Origin of the sequence: Nitrososphaera sp., assembly GCF_037447015.1 — an archaeon.
In the GTDB taxonomy this organism is placed as follows: domain Archaea; phylum Thermoproteota; class Nitrososphaeria; order Nitrososphaerales; family Nitrososphaeraceae; genus Nitrososphaera.
Map to the genome: position 1 here is coordinate 1 of NZ_JBBIHK010000021.1, position 19,575 is coordinate 19,575.

At 59.3% G+C, this 19,575-nt stretch carries 18 protein-coding genes; 2 read left to right on the forward strand and 16 right to left on the reverse strand.

Annotated features, from left to right (window positions below; translation table 11 throughout):
- Nucleotides 1–304: 304 nt before the first annotated feature.
- The 14 genes from WKI84_RS08400 to WKI84_RS08465 form a co-directional block, all read right to left on the reverse strand.
- A complete protein-coding gene (locus WKI84_RS08400) occupies nucleotides 305–1,876 on the reverse strand; it encodes an NADH-quinone oxidoreductase subunit N (protein WP_337863095.1) in 1,572 nt (523 codons plus the stop codon).
- A gap of 34 nt (nucleotides 1,877–1,910) precedes the next feature.
- Nucleotides 1,911–3,962, reverse strand: coding sequence for an NADH-quinone oxidoreductase subunit L (locus WKI84_RS08405; RefSeq protein ID WP_337863096.1), 2,052 nt, complete (start codon nucleotides 3,960–3,962; stop codon nucleotides 1,911–1,913).
- Between the two features lie 3 nt (nucleotides 3,963–3,965).
- Nucleotides 3,966–5,750 carry an NADH-quinone oxidoreductase subunit M gene (locus tag WKI84_RS08410; RefSeq protein WP_337863097.1) on the reverse strand — a complete coding sequence of 595 codons (1,785 nt, stop codon included), beginning with the start codon at nucleotides 5,748–5,750 and terminating at the stop codon, nucleotides 3,966–3,968.
- A 7-nt stretch (nucleotides 5,751–5,757) separates the two neighbouring features.
- Nucleotides 5,758–6,060 (reverse strand): NADH-quinone oxidoreductase subunit NuoK, encoded by a 303-nt coding sequence (nuoK, locus tag WKI84_RS08415; protein ID WP_337863098.1) that lies wholly within the window; start codon nucleotides 6,058–6,060, stop codon nucleotides 5,758–5,760.
- Entirely contained in the window at nucleotides 6,044–6,589 is a 546-nt protein-coding gene (locus WKI84_RS08420) for an NADH-quinone oxidoreductase subunit J (protein ID WP_337863099.1), read from the reverse strand. Before WKI84_RS08420 ends, nuoK begins: the two co-directional genes overlap by 17 nt.
- Nucleotides 6,582–7,121: an NADH-quinone oxidoreductase subunit I gene (locus tag WKI84_RS08425; protein WP_337863100.1), complete on the reverse strand. Its 540-nt coding sequence runs from the start codon at nucleotides 7,119–7,121 to the stop codon at nucleotides 6,582–6,584. Before WKI84_RS08425 ends, WKI84_RS08420 begins: the two co-directional genes overlap by 8 nt.
- Nucleotides 7,118–8,383 carry a complex I subunit 1 family protein gene (locus tag WKI84_RS08430; protein WP_337863101.1) on the reverse strand — a complete coding sequence of 422 codons (1,266 nt, stop codon included), beginning with the start codon at nucleotides 8,381–8,383 and terminating at the stop codon, nucleotides 7,118–7,120. Before WKI84_RS08430 ends, WKI84_RS08425 begins: the two co-directional genes overlap by 4 nt.
- Before the next feature lie 9 nt (nucleotides 8,384–8,392).
- Entirely contained in the window at nucleotides 8,393–9,553 is a 1,161-nt protein-coding gene (locus tag WKI84_RS08435) for an NADH-quinone oxidoreductase subunit D (RefSeq protein WP_337863102.1), read from the reverse strand.
- 11 nt (nucleotides 9,554–9,564) lie between these two features.
- Nucleotides 9,565–10,251 carry an NADH-quinone oxidoreductase subunit C gene (locus WKI84_RS08440; protein ID WP_337863103.1) on the reverse strand — a complete coding sequence of 229 codons (687 nt, stop codon included), beginning with the start codon at nucleotides 10,249–10,251 and terminating at the stop codon, nucleotides 9,565–9,567.
- A 1-nt stretch (nucleotide 10,252) separates the two neighbouring features.
- Entirely contained in the window at nucleotides 10,253–10,768 is a 516-nt protein-coding gene (nuoB, locus tag WKI84_RS08445; protein ID WP_337863104.1) for an NADH-quinone oxidoreductase subunit NuoB, read from the reverse strand.
- Between the two features lie 81 nt (nucleotides 10,769–10,849).
- Nucleotides 10,850–11,182, reverse strand: a complete 333-nt coding sequence (locus tag WKI84_RS08450) for an NADH-quinone oxidoreductase subunit A (RefSeq protein WP_337863105.1) — start codon at nucleotides 11,180–11,182, stop codon at nucleotides 10,850–10,852.
- A gap of 114 nt (nucleotides 11,183–11,296) precedes the next feature.
- The gene (locus WKI84_RS08455; protein ID WP_337863106.1) at nucleotides 11,297–12,535 is read right to left on the reverse strand and encodes an NAD(P)/FAD-dependent oxidoreductase; all 1,239 of its coding nucleotides are present in this window, start codon (nucleotides 12,533–12,535) and stop codon (nucleotides 11,297–11,299) included.
- Nucleotides 12,528–13,880 (reverse strand): metallopeptidase TldD-related protein, encoded by a 1,353-nt coding sequence (locus WKI84_RS08460; protein ID WP_337863107.1) that lies wholly within the window; start codon nucleotides 13,878–13,880, stop codon nucleotides 12,528–12,530. Before WKI84_RS08460 ends, WKI84_RS08455 begins: the two co-directional genes overlap by 8 nt.
- Entirely contained in the window at nucleotides 13,880–15,307 is a 1,428-nt protein-coding gene (locus WKI84_RS08465; protein WP_337863108.1) for a TldD/PmbA family protein, read from the reverse strand. Before WKI84_RS08465 ends, WKI84_RS08460 begins: the two co-directional genes overlap by 1 nt.
- A 191-nt stretch (nucleotides 15,308–15,498) precedes the next feature.
- On the opposite strand from WKI84_RS08465, the gene WKI84_RS08470 reads away from it, so the two are divergent.
- On the forward strand, nucleotides 15,499–16,821 hold the full coding sequence (locus WKI84_RS08470; protein ID WP_337863109.1) for a PQQ-dependent sugar dehydrogenase: 1,323 nt from the start codon (nucleotides 15,499–15,501) through the stop codon (nucleotides 16,819–16,821).
- Between the two features lie 6 nt (nucleotides 16,822–16,827).
- Here the strand turns inward: WKI84_RS08470 and WKI84_RS08475 are convergent, their stop codons facing one another.
- Entirely contained in the window at nucleotides 16,828–17,235 is a 408-nt protein-coding gene (locus WKI84_RS08475; protein WP_337863110.1) for a cupin domain-containing protein, read from the reverse strand.
- A gap of 79 nt (nucleotides 17,236–17,314) precedes the next feature.
- Nucleotides 17,315–18,067, reverse strand: a complete 753-nt coding sequence (locus WKI84_RS08480; RefSeq protein WP_337863111.1) for an SDR family oxidoreductase — start codon at nucleotides 18,065–18,067, stop codon at nucleotides 17,315–17,317.
- Nucleotides 18,068–18,120: 53 nt separating this feature from the next.
- On the opposite strand from WKI84_RS08480, the gene WKI84_RS08485 reads away from it, so the two are divergent.
- Entirely contained in the window at nucleotides 18,121–19,128 is a 1,008-nt protein-coding gene (locus WKI84_RS08485; protein ID WP_337863112.1) for a redoxin domain-containing protein, read from the forward strand.
- Nucleotides 19,129–19,575 lie beyond the last annotated feature (447 nt).

Here is a 19,575-nt window from a genome sequence, read left to right on the forward strand (position 1 = left end):
GCTGGTCAAGCAGCAGCAGGACAGGGATAATTCAAGCGAGTTTGTGGACAAGATGGAAAAGCTCTACCGGTCGTACGCGGTAAAGGCCAAGAACGAGCTGCGCAGGGTATCTCCGCAGGGGAGCGAGGCGACGCGCTTTTTGGAGCACCTGACCGACCTGGCCTCCGTGCAGTTCTAGGTCTTTCTTTCTTTCCCTCTTTTTCTTTCTCTTTTTCTTTCCGTCCATTTGCCAGCGTAAAAAGAACGGCATAGCAGCAAAAAAAGTTCCTTCCGGCCATCATGCAAGAGCAGAATGTCTTGGCGGCTAGGGCGCTTTTGACACCTGCACGTCGACGCTCTCTGACACCTTCAGCTGGCTGGCCTCGAGCGGGCCCGGGGCGATGCCAGCCTGCGCAAAGCCGAGGTCGGGGACCGCCCGTGACGCAAATTCAAGCAGAGGGGCGTGCCATATGCCAAAGCCCACCATGAACACGACTGCGAACACGAGCACGGCCACTATGGCCTTGGGCTCCTTCACCTTCGACATGTCCGGCGACTCCTCCATGTACATCTTCCTCATTATCCAGGCATAGTAGCCAAGCGAGAGCGCGCTGTTGAGCACGCCGGCTATTGCAAGCCAGGGGCCCCATTCCACCAGCGGGCCCGAGTTTATCGCCGCGCCAAAGAGCACCAGCTTGCTCCAGAACCCGTTGAGCGGGGGCACGCCGGCAAGGGCGAGCAGCGCCACCGTGAGCGTTATCGCAGTTATCGGCATCCTCTTTGCAAGCCCGCGGTACCTCTCAAGGCTGTAGCTGCCCAGGGCGACTGCCACTGCGGCCACTGCGACGAACCCCGCCGACTTCATCACGGCGTGGTTTATGATGTGGAAGAGCGACCCGGACAGCGCCTGGTCGGAGTAGGGCGCAAGGGCGATGCCTATCATGATGTAGCCGGCCTGCCCTATCGACGAGTACGCAAGTATCCTGGGCACGCTCCTCTGCATTATGGCGCCCAGGTTGCCTATCGTCATGGTGAACACGGCAAGTATCGCAAGCGTGAGCGTCCAGTCGGCGTTGAGCGCAAACATGCCCAGCACGACCACCCTGAGCGCGGCTGCAAAGCCCGCCTTTTTCGTGCCTGCCGCAAGCAGGCCCCCGATTGGCGAGGGCGAGCCCTCGTACGCGTCCGGCAGCCACATGTGGAACGGGACCAGGCCCATCTTGAAGCCAAAGCCTGCTATGAACAGGGCTATTGCAAGCAGGGCGACAGGCATCATCGACGGGTCGAGAGTCGTCATGGCGCGTATAGAGTCGCCGATGTTGGTCGTGCCCGTCATGCCGTAGACGAGCCCTATCGCAAAGACGAGGAGCGCCGACGCAAGGGCGCCAAACATGAAATACTTTATAGCAGCCTCGTTGGAGATCGGATCGCGCTTGTTAAACGCCGCAAGCGCGTACGTCGGCAGGGACATCAGCTCCCAGGCGACGAGCAGCATCACAAGGTCGGTCGAATAGGCGATGAGCACCATGCCTATCGACGAGAGCAGTATCAGCGAGTAGTAGGCCGCGGGGTTTGACCTGCCCTTCATGTAGTTCCACGAAGAGGCAGTCATCATCAGCGAGACTATGAGGAGGGCGACTGCAAAGAACGAGCCGAACAGGTCGTCCACCAGCACGTCCTTGCCAAACGCCACGGCAGGCAGCACCTCGCCCGAGAAGACCCTGAATATGACGATGCCCATGGCGACGAGCAGGGCGCCAAACGCGATCGCGCTATAGATCTTGTTGCGGTCGGCCCCTCCGCGCTCGCGCCTGCCTGCGTCGATTGCAGGGATGGCCAGGCCTACCACGCCCAGTATTACCGTCACCAGCACAGGTGTTGACAAGAGGTCGACCATTTTTTTCTCTCTCCCTACTCCATTTTTTCTACTGCTATAGCAACAGCAGCATCACGACTATCATGATGCCGACTCCAAACACAAAGAGGTACGTCTGCGTGACGCCGGTCTGGCTCACCTTGACCAGCTTGGACATGCCTGCCATCGCGCCCTGGAAGGCAGGGTTGATGCCGTCCACGACCGTGCTTTCAAAGTAGCGCCACAGGAAGCGGTATATCGCAAGCGGCCCTATCACGCCGCCCCAGTAGAGCGCGCTGTTCAGGTACCACCTGTTGTAGAGGAACTTCCACAAGCCGTGCGTGACGACGTTGCGGCCCACCGCCTCCGGGTCTGCCTTTCTTGCGACGTAGAACACAAAGCCGAGCGCGCCGCCGACCCCGAATGCGCCCACCGAGGCTGCCGCAGCAATCGGGTTGAGGTTGAGGAAGACGCGCCCGCTGCTGCCGTCGCCGGCGGCGGCCTCGTGCGGGGCCTCTATGGCAAACGACTCGCGCAGGTATTCGGAGAACAGCTCGTGCAGCTGCTCTTCGAACATGAACCCGACGACGCCCACCGCTATCGAGGCGACTGCCAGTATCGCAAACGGGGCCCACATGACTGCGCTCACCTCGTGGACGTGGTGGCCCTCCTGCTCCATCTTTTCGACGTGCTTGCTCTTGTTGCCAAAGAAGGCCATGCCTATCATCCTGAAGGTGTAGAACGCAGTCATCACCGCCACTATCACCGCCATTGCAAACAGGCCCCAGGAATACTGGTAGCCGGACTCTAGCACGGCGGCAAATATGGCGTCCTTGCTCCAGAAGCCGGACGTAAAGAGCGGGGCGCCTGCAAGCGACAGCGCGGCGAGCAGCATGAATATGTAGGTCTTGGGCATCTGCTTGCGCAGGCCGCCCATGTCTGTCATAAAGCGCGAGTGCACGGTATGCAAGAGCGCGCCGGCGCCCATGAAGAGCGACGCCTTGAACATGGCGTGGCTCATCAGGTGGAAAAAGCCGGCCGTGTAGCCGTCCGTAAAGTTGAGCGAAAGGCCGGCTATGCCGATTCCCATCATCATGTAGCCTATCTGCGAGCCTGTCGAGTATGCGAGCACCTTCTTGATCTCGGGGCTCACGAGCGCCTGCGTTGCCAGCAGGAACGCGGTTATGGCGCCGGTCCAGGCCACCACTTCAAAGAACTGGCCCGTGTTGAGCGCCGAGAGCGCGAAAAAGAGCGGCCCTATCCTTGCCACCAGGAACACGCCGGCCTTGACCATGGTCGCGGCGTGTATGAGCGCCGAAACAGAGGTCGGGCCGGTCATGGCCTCCAGCAACCACTCGTTGAGCGGGAACTGGGCGGACTTGCCCACGGCGCCGCCAAACAGCAGCACGGCAGCAGGCACGAGCAGGTTCTGCGCGGCCATGTTCTGCGCCCAGGTCTGGTCGGCGACCAGCTCCTTGAACCCAAACGTGCCGGCGTTTGCAAATATCAGGAACATGCCTGCAAGCATCATGACGTCCCCCGCTCTCGTCATGAGGAACGCCTTCATGCCTGCGTGCGTGGGCGCGGTCCACATCGGGATTCCTGCGGCCCTGTGGCCTTCGACTCCGACATAGTCCTTCTTCCTGTCGTGGTACCAGAAGGCGATGAGCGCAAACGACGCAAGGCCCACGCCCTCCCACCCGAAGAAGACCATGAGCAGGTTGTCCGAGATCACGATCAGCTGCATCGAGCCGATGAAGAAGAGCATGAAGAACCAGTAGCGGGTCAGGTCCTTGTCGCCGTGCATGTAGCCCACAGAGTAGACGAATATCAGGAAGGCTATCCAGGCCACGATGTTGGTCATGAGGATGGCAAGCGGGTCTGCAAGCACGCCTGCCTTCAGGCCGATGGACGAGATCCACGGGATCTGGCTGTGGATTTCATGGCCTGCCAGCCCGACGGGTATGAGCGTCGCTGCAGAGATGGCGCTCGCAAGGGCAAACCCTACAGCTATATAGTCCCGCGCCTTTTTGCTGCCCTTTGCAATGGCAGGCATCGCAGCTGCGCCGATAAAGGGCAGCATCCAGATGAGCCAGACGTTTATTGACTCGCTAAAACCAACTACCATATTTTAGTGTCCACCTTCTCCTCCAGTTCCTTCTGCAGCAGATATGCCTTCGTTTGCCGCTATCCCCTCTCCTGCTGCCGCCGTCGTCGTCGCCGTCGCCGCTCCCTCGGCCCCGTGCGCCACCGGCTCGAGGATCAGGGTGTTTGACGACTCGGGGATGGGCAGAACGCCCTCGTGGCCGGCGAACATGCCCGACACATAGTCAGATATCGGCGTAAAGAACACGTCGGGATAGACGCCTATCGCAAGCGACAGTGCAGCAAACGCCGCCATAGTGGCCGTGATGTAGGGGCTTGCCTCTTTCACGTGCGCAAGCTCTTCCGGTATCTTGCCAAAGAATATGCGCTTTATCATCCACAGTATGTACGCAGATGTCAGCACCGTCGACAAAATGCCAAACGCAAAGAGCACGACCCTGAACGAGTCGGCGTCGTGCGAGGCAGTCTGGAGAACGCCCGAGAACATCGTCCACTCGGCCATAAAGCCGCTTGTGGGGGGGACGCCCATTATGGTCAGGGCGCCAATCATGGCAATGACTGCCGTGTAGGGCATCTTGCCGGCAAGGCCGCCCAGCTTGGACATGCTGCGCGTGCCGGTCTGGAGTATGATGGAGCCGGCCATCATGAAGAGCACGGCCTTGCCAAGCCCGTGCGTGATGTAGAGCATGGTCGCGCCAGAGATTCCAAGTATGCTTTCAGAGCCGAGGCCGAACAGTATGTAGCCCATCTGGCTGATCGACGAGTATGCGAGGACCTTCTTGATGTCGTCCTGCATAAGGGCCATGGCGCCGCCGTACATCATGGTCGCAAGGCCCCACATGTTGATGTACAGGCTGTACTGCTCGTAGCTTCCAGTCAAAAGCTCCAGCCACAGCCGCAGCAGGCCGTAAGCGCCGATGCCGATCATGGCCGGTGACAGGAGCGCCGACACAGGGGTAGGGGCTTCTGCGTGGGCGTACGGGAGCCAGATGTGCAGCAAAAAGGCTGCAAGCTTGACGCCCAGGCCGACTACGAGGCCGAACACGATGAGCGGCAGCCAGTCGGCAGGTATCTTGCCGACGTTTGCCATGACCGTGGAATAGTCAAAGCCGCCGGCGAAAAAGCCCATGGCAAGCAGGCTCAGCAGCAGGACGACTGCTCCCACGTGCGTCCAGAAGAAGAACATCAGGGCTATCCTGCGCCTGGCGCCGTAGCCATAAAAGGCGACCAGGAAGAAGGACGGGACGAGCATCAGCTCGAAAAAGACGTAAAACTCGATCAGGTTGGTGGCAAGCACCGTGCCAAGCATGCCCATAGAGAAGGCAAGGTACAGCGCAAAGTAGAGGCCCATCTGGCGGTTCACGTACTTTTGCTGGTCGACAGTCAGCGTGACCTGGCCGCCTGCGTGGCCGTGGCCCTCGTGGCCGCCGGCTGATGCGGCAGCAGCAGAAGAAGAAGAGGACGAGCCGTGGCCGGGCATGTCCTCCATTATCTTGTGGACCATGTACGGCTTTGAATAGAGCGCAAGCACGGTGCATAGGATGTAGATGATGAGCGCAAACGGCAGCGCAAGGCCGTCGAGCCTGAGCCCAAAGTTGCCAAACTGGCCCCACGCGTAGGATTCCAAGTACACCTGCCCGCCCTGTACCATCATGGCAGGTATGGCCAGGAGCCCGGTCGAGACTGCCAGCGTGCCAAACGAGAACCACGTGACTGCGGTTATGCCGGCGCGCCTGCCGATGACAAACGCCACCGGCGCAAGCAGCAATGGTATAAAGGTCGCCGCTAGGAGGAAGTAAGACTCGGCCATTTCCGCTCTAGCCCCTCATGCTCCTGAACTCGGCCACGTCGATTTCCTTGTAAAGCCTGTAAGCGACGATGATGAGGCCGAGGCCGATTGCCACTTCTGCGGCCGCTATCGCAATTGAAAAGAGTGCAAAGACCTGGCCCTGTATGTTGCCCGTATAGCGCGAGAAGGCCACGAGGTTAAGGTTGGCGGCGTTTGCGATTATCTCTATGGAGATGAGCATCCTGATGGCGTTGCGCTTGACGACGATGCCATAGATGCCCACTGCGACCAGCACGACCGAGACGATGATAAAGTCAATTAGCTCTGTCATTCTGTTTTTGTTCCCCCTCTTGCTCTCCTTCCTTTTCCGCGTCTTCCCTGCGCGCAAGCGCAAGGGCCGCAATCACAGAGCCGGCAAGCGTCAGCCCGAGCACGATGAGCACCGGCGAGTAGTAGGTGAGCATCTGCTCGCCTATCGCCACGAAATCGACCGGCGGCGCGGTAAAGCTGTCCCGGGTGTTCAGGCCCGACGCCAGGAGCACGGCCCCAGCCCCTCCCATGATGAACAGCATCAGCACGATGCCCCCTGCCTTGCGCCCCCTGTCCTCCTTTGTGGTAAAGAGCGCCTGCGTCCTGACGAGCATGACCGTGAATATGATGAGCACGGCCACCGCCCCCACGTACACGGCGATCTGGAACATGGCCACGAAAGGCGCGTCCAGCAGCAGGAAAAAGCCGGCTATGCCGAGCATGGAGATGGCAAGCCCGATTGCGCCGTAGATGAGCTCCCTCGTCTCAAGGGCGATTATGGCCGAGCCGACCGTCAGCACGGCAAGCCCTACAAAGACGGGGTCAACCATGCGTGGCCCCCCTGTCGGTGATCTTGATCTCGATGTCGCCGTCGTATTTCGGCTTGACTTCGAGCTGCTGCGGCGTGTAGATCAAATGTTCTTTCGTAAACGACGAGAGCTCGTAGTCGTTTGTCATGAAAAGAGCGTAAAACGGGCAGGCGTCGACGCAAAAGCCGCAGAACACGCACTTGCCATAGTCAATCTGGGGCATGATGCCCTTCTTGTTCTGCTTCCAGTTCTCGTCGACCTTGACCATGCCTATGGCCTCTGCAATGCCCTCGCACGCAATGGCGCACAGCTGGCAGCCGGTGCACTTGTCGTGCATCAGTATGTGGCGCCCCCGGTAGCCGGCGATGCCTACGCCGCGCTTGGGGTCGAACTGGTAGCCGTCGCCCACAAAGCGCAGCTTCTCTTCAGGGTAGCGGAAGGTAAAGCGCCTTATGACGAGGTGCTTGGAGCCGGATTCGATGGCCTTGATAAAGCCAGAGGCAGTCCCGCTGTTGCTACTGCTACCACTGCTACTACCACTACTATAGCTCATCTGACCAGCAGCCCTCCCGGACCAAGTATGCCGCCATATATTAGTGCAAGGGCGACAAACATGTTGATGAACGACAGCACGATCAGCTTGTACCAGCCCGTGTGCAGCAGTATGTCTATCCTGATACGCGGGCTGATGCCCCTGGGCAGCAGGAACAGCATGATGACTGCAAACGTCTTGACGGTGAACCACGTGATGGCCGAAAGCGTCACAGGGTTGTAGATCTTTTCGCCCGTGTAGCCCGGCAGTATCTCCTGCGGGAATATCACCGGCCCGCTCCAGCCGCCCATGAACAGCACGACAAACAGCGCCGCCAGCACGTACAGCTTGACGTAGGTGCCAAGCTGTATCAGGCCGTATATCATGCCCGATGTCTCGGTTATCCAGCCTGCGACGATCTCTGACTCGGCCTCTGGCAGGTCGAACGGGATCCTTTCCAGCTCTGCAAGCGACGACAGGTAGAACACGAACGCGCTTATGGGCAGGAAGAAAAAGAACCAGTAGGACGATATCTGGGCGTTGACGATGTCGGTGAGGTTCAGCGACCCGGCGAGGATGACTACTGACAGCGCCGAGATGATGAACGGGATTTCAAACGCGATTATCTGGTGGAGCGCGCGCAGGCCGCCGATGAACGGGTACTTGCTGTTGCTTGCCCACGAGAAGAGCAGCGCGATGAGCGGGAAGAACCCGAATATCGCAAAGACTGCGAGCAGGCCCACGTCAACGTCGGCCACCACCCAGCCGGGCGCTACAGGTATGAGCGCGGCCCCGGCGGCGGCTACTGACACAAATGCGATGGGCGCGGCCCAGAATATCGGCTTGTCAGCTGCTGCGGGCACGATTATCTCTTTTGAAATGAGCTTTAACCCGTCGGCCATCAGCTGCAGGATGCCCTCTATCTTGCCCACGTACAGCGGGCCGTACCTGAGCTGCATCTTGGCAAGGAACTTGCGCTCTATGAATATCGTCGCGGCAGCTATCAGCGCCGCGTAGCCAAAGCCGGGGAACGCCGAGACCCTGAACAGGTCGGTGTGGATCATGTATTTCGCGATGGGCACGGTGCGCGTGGGATCCACTATCATGGTCAGAAAGAGGTACGGGGTCAGCGGCTCGTCGCCAAGCGGCGGGAGCGGCACGTAAAAGAGCACGACAAAGAGCAGCGGGAGCCCGACGAGGGAGAATATGATGAGTATCCAGAATACGAGCCACAGGACGCTCCCCACGAACTCGCCAAAGCGGAAGGATTCAGTATACGACATATACTACTATCACCTGTCAGCCTCCACGGGCCAGTAGTTCAGCGACCAGTATATCGAGGGCATGTCTGCCAGCTTGTGGCCCACAAGCAGGTGCGGCAGGGCAAGCATGTTGCGGAAAGAGCCCACCGATATCTTGACCCTGTACGGCTTGGGCGTGCCGTCGCTAACGATGTAGTATCCCAGAGCGCCCCTGCCGGACTCGACGCGGCGGTAAGCCTCGCCCGGCGGCCCCTTGGGGTTTGGCTGGAGCTTGGCGCGCACCTCTCCAGACTCGGGGATCTTGTCGAGCAGCTGGCGTACGATGTGGCACGACTCTTTCATGTCCAGGAACGGGACGTACGACCGGGCAAACGAGTCGCAGGTCTTCATGTACTGGACTTTAAAGTCTATCTCGTTGTAAATGTCATAGGGCTCGACCTTGCGTATGTCGTACGGCACGCCGGACGCCCTCAGCACCGACCCTGTCACGCCCAGCTTGATGGCGTCCTCCTTTGTCAGGATGCCGACCCCCTCGGTCCTCTGCCTGAACAGGGGCATGTTGTAGAAGATGTCCTCGTATTCCTTGAGGCGCTTTTCGAAATAGTTGACGTGCTCCAGGCACTTTTGCTTGAACCCTTCGGGCATGTCGTTTCTCACGCCGCCGGGTATGTTGTAGGCGTGGGTGACGCGGGCCCCTGTCAGCCTCTCAAGCAGGTCGATGAAAAGCTCGCGGTCGCCTGCCGGCCACATGAACATGGTCGAGTGGCCCAGGAATATGCCATAGATTGCAAGCCAGTACAGGGTGTAGACCTGTCTGTTGAGCTCGGACGCAATTGCGCGTATGAACTGGCCCCTGCGCGGGACCTCGATGCCCATCAGCTCCTCGATGGCGAGGCTGTAGGCGTAGGTGATGTTGGTCGAGTCGTGTATTACAGGGCGTTCAAGGTGCGGTATGTTCTGGATGGCGTTGCGGTACTCGGCCATCTTTTCCTCGCCCCTGTGCACGTAGCCGGGGTCAGGGTCGCAGTAGACGATATAGTCGCCGTCCACCTTGACGGTGAAGCGAAAGTGGCCTGAGCCGGGGTGCTGCGGGCCTATCGAGAGCGTCATCAGGCGGTCTTCTTCGCTCTCCTTGACCACCTGCAGGCCCAGCTTCCTCGTCTCCTCTATCTTTTCTTCAAGGCTTGTCATTTGCTATATCATCATCTGCCCTTTATCCTGAAGTCTTTGCGCAGCGGCGGGATGTCGGCCCAGTCCTCGGGCAGGAGGAACCTCTCGTTCCTCGGGTGCCCCTCAAAGTAGACTCCGAGCATCTCGAACGTCTCGCGCTCGTGGTATTCTACGCTTTTGTAGACGTTAATTAAGCTTGGCATGCGCGCGTCGTCCCTGTCGGTGCGCGTGGCAAGAACGAGGATGTGCGCAAGAAGGTCGTCGCGGGTATAAGAGCCCAGGTGGTAGGCGACCTCTATCTGCTTGTCCTTTGGATAGTCGGTGCCTCCGGCCGACTCGGCGTGGTCAAAGCCCATGTTGTCACGGATGTAGGTCGCTACCTCGACGATGTTGGCAGGGGCCACCATCACCTTTATCCGCAGCGGCCTTATGTAGACTATTTTTACAATATCGCCAAAGCGCGTCGTCAGCTGCTGGGCCAGCCCCTTCTCAAACGCCGGCGGCTCTGGCTCTTTCTTGGCAGGAGGAGGAGTCGCGGCTGCCGGTTTTGGCGCAGCGGCCGGCGCCGGCGGCGGAGTGGCCTTGGCCGGCGGAGAAGAAGAAGCAGCAGCTGGCTTAGTGGCGGCAGCGGCAGGCTTTGCAGGAGGTGAAGAAGAAGAAGCCGGCGCTGGCTTGCTGTCGGCAGCTGGTGGCGTTTTCTTGGGCTCTTCGCTGCTCATGTTACTTGATCTTTTGTCTCTTTATCTTTTCTTGCAGCAGCATGCAGCCTTGGATGAGTGTCTCGGGCCTTGGAGGGCATCCTGGCACGTACACGTCGACTGGAACCACGCCGTCGACGCCGGGCAGGACGTTGTACGAGTCGATGTAGAGCCCGCCGGTGATTGCGCACGCGCCCATCGCGATGACGTACTTGGGCTCTGGCATCTGGTCGTAGACCATTCTGAGCCTTGGCGCCATCTTGCGGGTCACTGTGCCCTGCACCACGATGAGGTCGCACATGCGGAGCGAGCCGAACGCCTCGATGATGCCAAACCTCTCCACGTCGTAGCGCGGACTTGAGGCGGCGCCAAACTCGACGCTGCAGCACGCTGTCTCAAGGTGGACGGGCCAGAGGGACCAGATCCTGCCCCAGTTGATTGCATAGCCAAGCGGCCTGTCAAGCGCCCTCACGAGCACGTCGGACAGCTTGGTCACCATCACGTTAAAGTTGGTCGGGCTGACCAGTTCCCGGTTCATCTGCTCTCTATCTCCTCCTCTTCGAGCTTGTCTGCGTTGAAACCGTACTTAAACAGTGCGAGCGTGATTGCAAAGATCATTTCACCAGATCCCCTTCCTCCCTGCAAGGTACAGCGCATATCCCATGGCCGCAAACATTATCCCCAGGAACGCGATTATCGGCAGGGTCGCGGCCCTTGGGATGTTAAAGAGTGCCGTGCCCCACGCATACAGGAAAATGGACATGACGTCGAACACGACGAACATCAGGATGTAAGCGTAATACTGCATCATGAAGTGGGAGCGCCCTTCGCCGCTTGGCATCTGGCCGCATTCCATAGGCAGGAACTTGACGGGGTTGTAACGGCGCCGGGGCGACACGAGCCTTGAGAGTATCAGGGCCGGGACCGACGCTACCAGACCGAAGCCGAGCATGTAAAGGATTGGAGTAAAATCTGCCGCGGTCTCTCCAGCCAAGTCAGCAATGCTGTTCTAGCGAAGATATAAAAACTTAACGAGGAGCGTGCACATTCATGTGGAAATTATTTTTTATTTCAGCACCATGCTGAACAGCTGGCGCGCGGCAAGCCTCGGGTGGTGGAGCGCAAGCTTGACCATCTTGGCGGCCGTGAAATCTGCTTTTATAAAGTCGATGAACTCGTCGGCGCTCATGTCCCGCAGTATCTCTATCTCCCTGTCCCATTCCTCGTCGGAGAGGCCGACCCAGCGCGACTGCACTTTCAGGGCAGACGCTATCTTGGATGCCACCCTGGCCTTCCATGTGCGCTCGTACTCCTCAAGTGACTCTTTGCTTGCTGCAGCTGCAGCAGCGCCACCGCCATTTTTCACTGCCCTTGCGCCCACCTCCCCGGCGAGCCGGCCAAACTCGATGGCGTAGCGTATGCCCTCAAGCACCAGCGGGTTTGCCTGGCCGGCGGCGTCTCCCACCGTCAGCAGGCCGTCTGCGACGCTCTGGCTGCGCGACCCCTCGTTTGGAATAAAGCCGTAATGCAGCTCGACAGGCTGTATCCTGCCCAGCCTGTCGAGGGGCCGCAGCCTCTTTTCAAGGATGGAGTGCAGTTTTTCAAGCGGGTCTGCCTGCGACTCGGGCCTGCCTATCCCGACGCCTACCCTCACGCGGTTTTTAGAGAGCGGGAACACCCAGGCATAGCCTGCCTCCGAATACTGGCGGCCGACCATCAGCGACCATGTCGCCTCGTCGGCGTGGTCACAGTAGCACTCGTACTCGGCGCCCACGCCGTACCGCCTCCACTCGCCGGCGAGGCCGGCCTTCCTCGCGGCAGAGGCGGAAAAGCCGCTTGCGTCTATAACGAGAGGGCATTTGACCTCGAGGTCGCCGGCCGGCGTGCTTGCCTTGACGCCAGCAACGCGCGAACCCTCTTTCAGGACGTTTATGACGTTGCTCCTCACCATCAGGGTGGCGCCGGCCTCTGCAGCCAGGAAGGCAAGGTGCTGGTACGTGGCCCGCACGTCGAGCACGCACGAGCGGGGCCTGCCGCCGGATGATATCAGCACGTCGTTTGAAGGCGAGATGAAATGATAATTTGAAACTGGGTTGTAAAGGTGCGAGGGGATGCCCAGCGCGTCCATCGAGTCTATCCAGCTGACGCCGGACGTCCTCACGCTGTGCGCTATCGCCTCGTCCTTTTCAAACAGGACCACATTTGCGCCGGCCGCGGCCGCCGCCTGGGCGGCTGCAAGGCCGGCCGGCCCGCCGCCTACGATTGCGATGTCATAGCTATTGCTACTGCTGCCGTCACTAGCCACCGGTGAACGAGACCCCCTCAAACCTCATGTACGGTAGTATAGACGAGTAGATGGCCTTGCGCTCTCTTGACACCCCAGTCAGGTTCTCCAGGCACTCAAAGACGTTGCCTGCGACCATGACCTCCCTGACTGCGTGCCCGAGCTCGCCGTTCCTGATGAGCCTGCCGCCCTTGACCACGCCAGAGAAGTCCCCGTTCACGGGGTTGACGTTGCCTGAGAACCTGCTTACCATGACCCCCTGTTTCGTCTCGGCCACCAGGGCGTCAAAGCTTGGCCTCCCCGGCGCCACGACAAAGTTTGTAGTCGAGACGGACGGCGGCGAGCTTGTCGAGCCGGACGCGTTGCCGGTGCTAGAGACGCCCCCCTTTGCGGCAGTATAGGTGTTGTACAGGAATTTTTTGAGGACGCCCTTTTCTATCACCGTGTTCCTCCTGTGCGGGACCCCTTCCCTGTCAAAGCTTGCCGCCGCCAGGCCGGCGGGGTCGGTCGGGTCGTCCACCACGGTCAGCAGGGGCGAGGCCACCTTTTTGCCCAGCCGGCCGGCAAACCTGCTCGACTTTTTCTGGACAGAGTCCGAGTTTACAGAGTATGACACCACCTCCTCCACAAGCTCTGCCGCCGCTGCAGGCGTGAGGATCATTGTAGCGCCCGATAGATTGCTGTCCATCTTTTTTGCGCCAAGTGAGTTTACGACCGTCTGCGAAAATTCCCTTGCGGCAGGCGCGACATCGATGCCCTTGACAGAGTGGGTGCTCCCCGACTGGACGTCAAAGCTTGACACGTCGGCGCCGTCTATCGCCATGCCCATTATCGACCATGAAAACGCGCTCAATTTTTCAGAAAGCATCACGCCGTTTGAATTGCCCACCGCCTGCGTGGCAAGGGCGGCCGTAAAGTTGCCGCTGTCCACGCTCACCCGGCCGTCGGCGCCCCTTGCCACGTGCAGCATCTCGGCCGCGTATTTGGCAGCGTCGCGGGCGCCAAACCCCTCGGCGTTCCTGTCGTATATCCCCCTCACTCTTGCCACCTTGCGCTTTTTCGGCATGAGGTTGAACCTGTCCTTCGGGCTGACTCTTGCCATCCTGACTGCCCTGGCGGCAGCCTCTTTCACCTTTTCCCGCTCCAGGCTGTTGACAGAGTAGAACCCGAGCGCCCCGTCCACAAAGACGCGCACTCCGATGACGCCTGCCTGCTGCGACTTGGCCTGCTTCAGGTCGTTGTTCTCGATAGAGACCTCCGATTCCAAAGTCAGCGAGACGTACGCCTCGCAGTCGCCGGCGCCCTGCGCCTCTGCCTCCCGGATTGCAAGGCGCATGGCCGGCTCGATGTCCAATAATGTTGCCATTATTGCACGCCCCCTATCACCGCCGTGCAGCGCACGTGCGGACCCCCGCCGTCCACCTTGGCCGGCTGGTACTTGCCGCAGTAGCCGGTGCCAATGTCGTACTCGAACTCGTTTCCGACCATGTCTATTGATTGAAGTACCTCAAACGCGTTGCCGGAGATGCTTGCGCCCCTCAGCAGCTCCTTCACCTCGCCGTTTTCGATCAAGTAGGCTTCCTGCGCGCCGAACATGAATTCGCCGTTTGCGTCTGCCTGGCCGTTCCTTGCTCCCCTGACCAGGTAGCCGTGCCTTGTCTCCCTTATCATGTCGTCCAGCCTGTCCGAGCGTGGCTCGATGTACGTGTTGCGCATCCGTATCAGCGGCTCGTCGCTGTACGTGAACGCCCTTGCGTTGCCCGTCGACGCGGTGCCAAACTCGAAAGCAGACTCGCGGCCGTGCAGGAACGACCTCAGCACGCCGTCCCTGATTATCTCTGTCCGGCCCGCCTCCACGCCCTCGTCGTCTATCCCTATCGTCCCGGCAGCGTTGCCGGCGATGTCGGACAGGCCGCTGTCGACAAGGGTCACAAGCTCGCTTGCCACCTTCTGGCCCATCCTGTCCTTCACGACCGAGCCGGAAAGGACAAAGTCTGCCTCCACCGTGTGGCCCACGGCCTCGTGGCAGAGCAGCCCCACCATCCCCGGGTCGAGGATTATCGTCGTCTTTTCGCCTGTCGCATGCTTTGCCTTCAATAGCTTGGCTGCCTTGTCGGCGGCCTCGTGCGCAAATTCAAGGTGGCCCTTTTTCCCAAAGAGGTCGTCCCAGCCGCCCGTTATCCCGACTCCTTCATGGGCGGTCGCGCTCTCTTCTTGCTGCCCTCCTCCCCCTCCCCTTCCTCCGCCGCCGGACCTTGCGATTGCGACCACGTTGAATTCCGGCTTGGAATCAAATATCTCGACGCTTGCACCGTCGCTGTTTGCTATGGCCTTGTAGTCGAGCATGTCCCTGTACGACGCAGAGGCGGTCTTGATCAGGCTGTTTGCCTTTTTGGCAGCCGCCTGCGCCTCCTTTGTGACTTTGACCTTTTGCTCGATGCTGATGTCGGCAAGCCGGCCCCGCACCGGCGGCTCAAACCGCCCCCGGGCCATCCTAGACTCGGCAAGGCCGGCCACCTTTTTCTTTTTCGACCCGGCAAGCACCCGGGCCATCGACAGGGCGCTTGCAAGCGACCCCTTCAGCCCCTCGGCCGACACGTCGCTCGTGCTCGAAAAGCCCCAGCAGCCGTCCACGAGGACGCGTATCCCGCAGCCGGCGTTTTCAGACATCTTTATTCGCTCCAGCCTGCCGTTGACAAAGCTGACCTCCGACACCGTCCTTGCGTGGTAGCGCGCTTCGGCGTAATCGGCGTCAGCCGAATTTGAGATTAGCGATTCCAGCCTGTCCAGCATATGCAGCGTATGTACCGTACTGTGAGTGGCCTTGCTCTAAATTAAATGATGGCCTTTCTTCTTTTTTCTTTTTTCTCCTTCGAGACAGGCAAACAAGCAAGCAAGCAAGCAAGCAAGCAAGCAAGCACACGCATCTTCCATAACCATTATGCATAGCGTTTATTGCGCCAGAGCGGGTAAATTTTCCAGCGTTGAGAAAGCCGCCGCTTCTTCTTCTTGCCCCTTCTATTGCCCTGCTGGCGATCGTCGTTATTGTTATTGCAGCGGTGGCGGCCGGGACGCAGGGCCCGTTCATGGCTGCCATGCTGCAGGGCGAGGCCCAGAAGCAGCAGAAAGCGGCTGGACCCGTACTCCATGACGGCGACCTGCGGCTAGAGCTCGTCGCACAGGGGCTCGAGTTTCCGACCAGCATGGCCTTTGTAGCCGGCGACGCGCTCTTGGTGCTGCAGAAAAACGACGGCAGGGTGATGATGATGCTCAACAACGACGATGACGACAGCGACGGTACCGACAGCAGGTTCAAAGAGATACTGCGCCTTGACGTGGCAAACGGCGCCGAGCAGGGGCTTCTGGGCATAGCAAGCATCGACGACGAGGTTTTCCTGTACCTCACAGAAGAGGAGGGGAAGGAGCCGCTCAGAAACCGCGTTTACAAATACGACTGGAACGGGAGCGCGCTAGCCAACCCGGAAATGATCCTCGACCTGCCGGCAGAGCCTGGGCCGTACCACAACGGCGGCAAGATGGCAATCGGGCCGGCAAGCGACGGGCGCCGCCTGTACGCAGTCATTGGCGACACGGGGGCAGGCGGCGGGGTGCTTGACAACCAGAAGGAGGGCGGCAGCAGCAGGCCGCCGGACGACAAATCAGTCGTCTTCAGGGTCGACAGGGAGACAGGCAATGCCCCGCACGGCGATGGCGGCCCCTTCCCGGACCTCCCCCGCTATTTTGCGTACGGCATACGCAACAGCTTTGGCATGGATTTTGACCCTGTCACAGGCACGCTGTGGATGACAGAGAACGGCCCCGACAGGTACGACGAGATAAACGTCGTCAGGCCCGGCTTTAACAGCGGGTGGCACCTGGTATCCGGGCCGATTGCAAGGTCGAACGCGACTGCGGCCGACCTTGTCATGCTGGGCCCTGCTGCCTACTATGGCGACCCTGTGTTCAGCTGGGAGCGGCCGGTGGGCGTGACTGACATCGAGTTCTTCTCCTCTGGCAAGCTTGGGCCCAGATACGAGAACAACGTCTTTGTAGGCGACATCAACAACGGCAACCTCTACTTTTTTACGGTGAACGCAACCAGGACGGGGCTTGCGCTTGAAGAAAAAGGCGGGCTTGCAGACGGGGTCGCAGATGCCGACGACGGCAATGGGGGGACGGAGGATCTGTCTTATGTGCTTGCAGGCGCAGGGTTTGGCAGGATAACGGACATCGAGACAGGGCCTGCCGACGGCTACCTCTACATCCTGACTTACGAGGACGGCAAGGTGTACAGGGTCCGCCGGTAATAGTCGTCATTCGAACCAAACGGTCCGGCCGGGCTTTTTGATCTGTATGTGGGCAAAGTCCTCGCCCTTGGCCGCCGCGCCGTGCCAGTGCCACGTGTACGCCGGCACGAGGACGAAATCGCCCTTTTTCATGTGGTGCACGTCGCCAAGGCGCACCCTTGCCTCGCCGCCGCTGCCGTCCATCTCGACCTTGCTCTGCAGCGCGACCACGCCCCTGCCCTCCGTGGCTATCAGGATCTGGTCCGTCTCGTGGTAATGCAGCTTTGTCCTTGCGCCGTCTGAAAAGTCGACCAGGTACGTTTCGACCTCCCTGCTTGCAGCCTCTGTCACCATCTTTTTTATCACGACCCTGCCGTCAAAGTATTTCAGCATCGACTGGTCCGGCGCAATGTCTGCGATGTTGCCCTTGAGCATTTTTTACGTACTGGTGGCAGGGAAAGGCCGTTAAATGTCTTGTACTTTTTCTTCCTTCCTCTTCTTTCTTCTTCTCCTCCTATTCCATCACCACGGACTGGCCGTTCCTGTAGCGGCTTTTATCAAAAATCATTTCTACTATTTTTTCGGCCACCTGTCTTGCGGTGAGCATGCGGTGCCGGTTTGCCCGGCGGTACTGCGGGTCAACGTCCTGCATGTCCGTGTCCACGTCGCCGGGGCACATCGCCATCACGCGCACGCCGGCAGGCACCTCCCACGCAAGGCTTGCCGTGAGCCCCATCATGCCAAACTTGCTTGCGCAGTACGCAGAGAGGTTCTGAAAGCCGGCCGTGCCGGCGACAGAGCTGACGTTGATTATCGTGCCCCCTCCTCCTCTTCCGCCGCTGTTGTTGCTGCTGCTTTTCATGCAGGGCAGGACGGCTTTGCAGCAAAGGAACGCGCTTTTCAGGTTCGAGTTGATGGTCTCGTCCCACTCTTTTTCGGTAGTGTCTTCAAGCCTCTTTAGCACGGCGACGCCGGCGTTGTTTACAAGTATGTCTATGTACGGGCCAAAGCGTTCCACCGTTGCGGCGACAAACGCCATTACCTGTCCTGCGTCCCCCACGTCGCATTTCATCCCAAGGACCCTTCTGCTATAAAGCCGGGAGATCTGGCCTGCAACCCTGTCGATTTCTCCCTGTGTGCGCGAGCAGACGGCCACGTTTACGCCCCTTGCTGCCAGGAGCAGAGCAGTCTCTTTGCCTATTCCCCTGCCGGCGCCCGTGACTATGGCAGTAATAGCACTATTACTACTATTAGTCGCGGCTACCACGCCATTGTCTGCCAGTATTACAGTTATATCCCCTCTGCCCTTTTCCCCTAATTGTGCAGCTGATACCTGCCGAGCCGGCGCCCGAGTTCAGGGCCATTTCAGGGTGGGCAAACTCGCAGCCGCTTTCGATAAAGGCTCTCAAGGGCAAGGTCGTCATACTGGACTGCTGGACGTACACGTGCATATTCTGCCTGCGCACCATACCTGTGATGAGGAGGCTGCAGGAAAAGTACGGCGGCCAGCATGGCCTGCTGCAGGTGGTGCAGGCCCACTCGGCAGAGTACCATTTTGCGACAGACCACGCAAACATACAGAGGGCGCTTGCCCGCTACAACGTCACACTGCCTGTTGCATTTGACACGCAGAACAGGACGTGGGAGGCATACGGCAACATGTACTGGCCCAAGCACGTCATAATAGACCACAACGGTTTTGTCAGGTACGAGCACGCCGGCTATGGCGACATTACCGAATTCGAGCCGGCAGTTGTAGAGCTGCTGGAAGAGGCAGGAAGCAAGCCCAATGTCGACCTGGACAAAAAGAACCCGGAAGACGAGATCCTCGACACCTACGGGATGCACTTTGCCGGAATGGCCCCCGAGACGTGCGTCGGCTATTCGCGGATGAGGAGGTTTGGCAACAACCAGACGTTCAGGCCCGACCAGCCGGATGTGGCAGTCGACCCCGGCTCGCACCTTGACAACATCCCGTATTTGCGCGGCAAGTGGATCTGGAGGAGGGAGGGAGTCCAGTTTGCGCCAGGCAGCAAAAAGGAGGCAAGGCCGGCGATAATGATGAAGTACAACTCGGCCAAGAGGGTCCACGGCATCATGGGCACCTCGGACGGCCTGCCAGGCAAGGCAGAGGTCAGGCTAGACGGCAACCCGCTGGCAAAAGAGCAGCTTGGCAGGGACGTCAGCATGGAAAACGGCGCAAGCGTCGTCAACATCGAGTGGCCCTTCATGCACAACCTGGCAAGGACGGACAAGGCAGAAGTGCACGAAATAGAGATAATCCCCAGGTCCGACAACTTTGTGTTTTACACTTTTGTCTTTGGATGAGGGATTTCATAGATAAAAGGGAAGGGCGCCTTTCTTTCTACAAGTTGAGTTGACGCCGGAGGTACTCCCGGTCAGCCCGGCTTCCAAGATCAATAACCTCCAAGCGCGTGAGGGGATCGGCCTTCAACGGGGTGACAATCCTGTTGTCATGCATGAGCAGAAAATCACAATCGTAAATAAATGCCGTATAGACATGAAGTGCGTCATCTGCTGATATGGGATACCCGTCTATCAACAGGCGGGACTTTGCAACAAGGACGCGATTAATTGGCGCAAATCGAAACGGAGTCTGGGCATTGCTCCCTCTTATGCGCTCCGAGAATGTGGCGATGATTTCTTGCTGTCTATACGCGACAAGGGATCCTTTGGCCTCCTTGTTAGCCTGTCTACGACCGCTATAGCCTCGTTTATGGCCCAGACTGAAGAAATAATCTGAAGAGCCCTTGT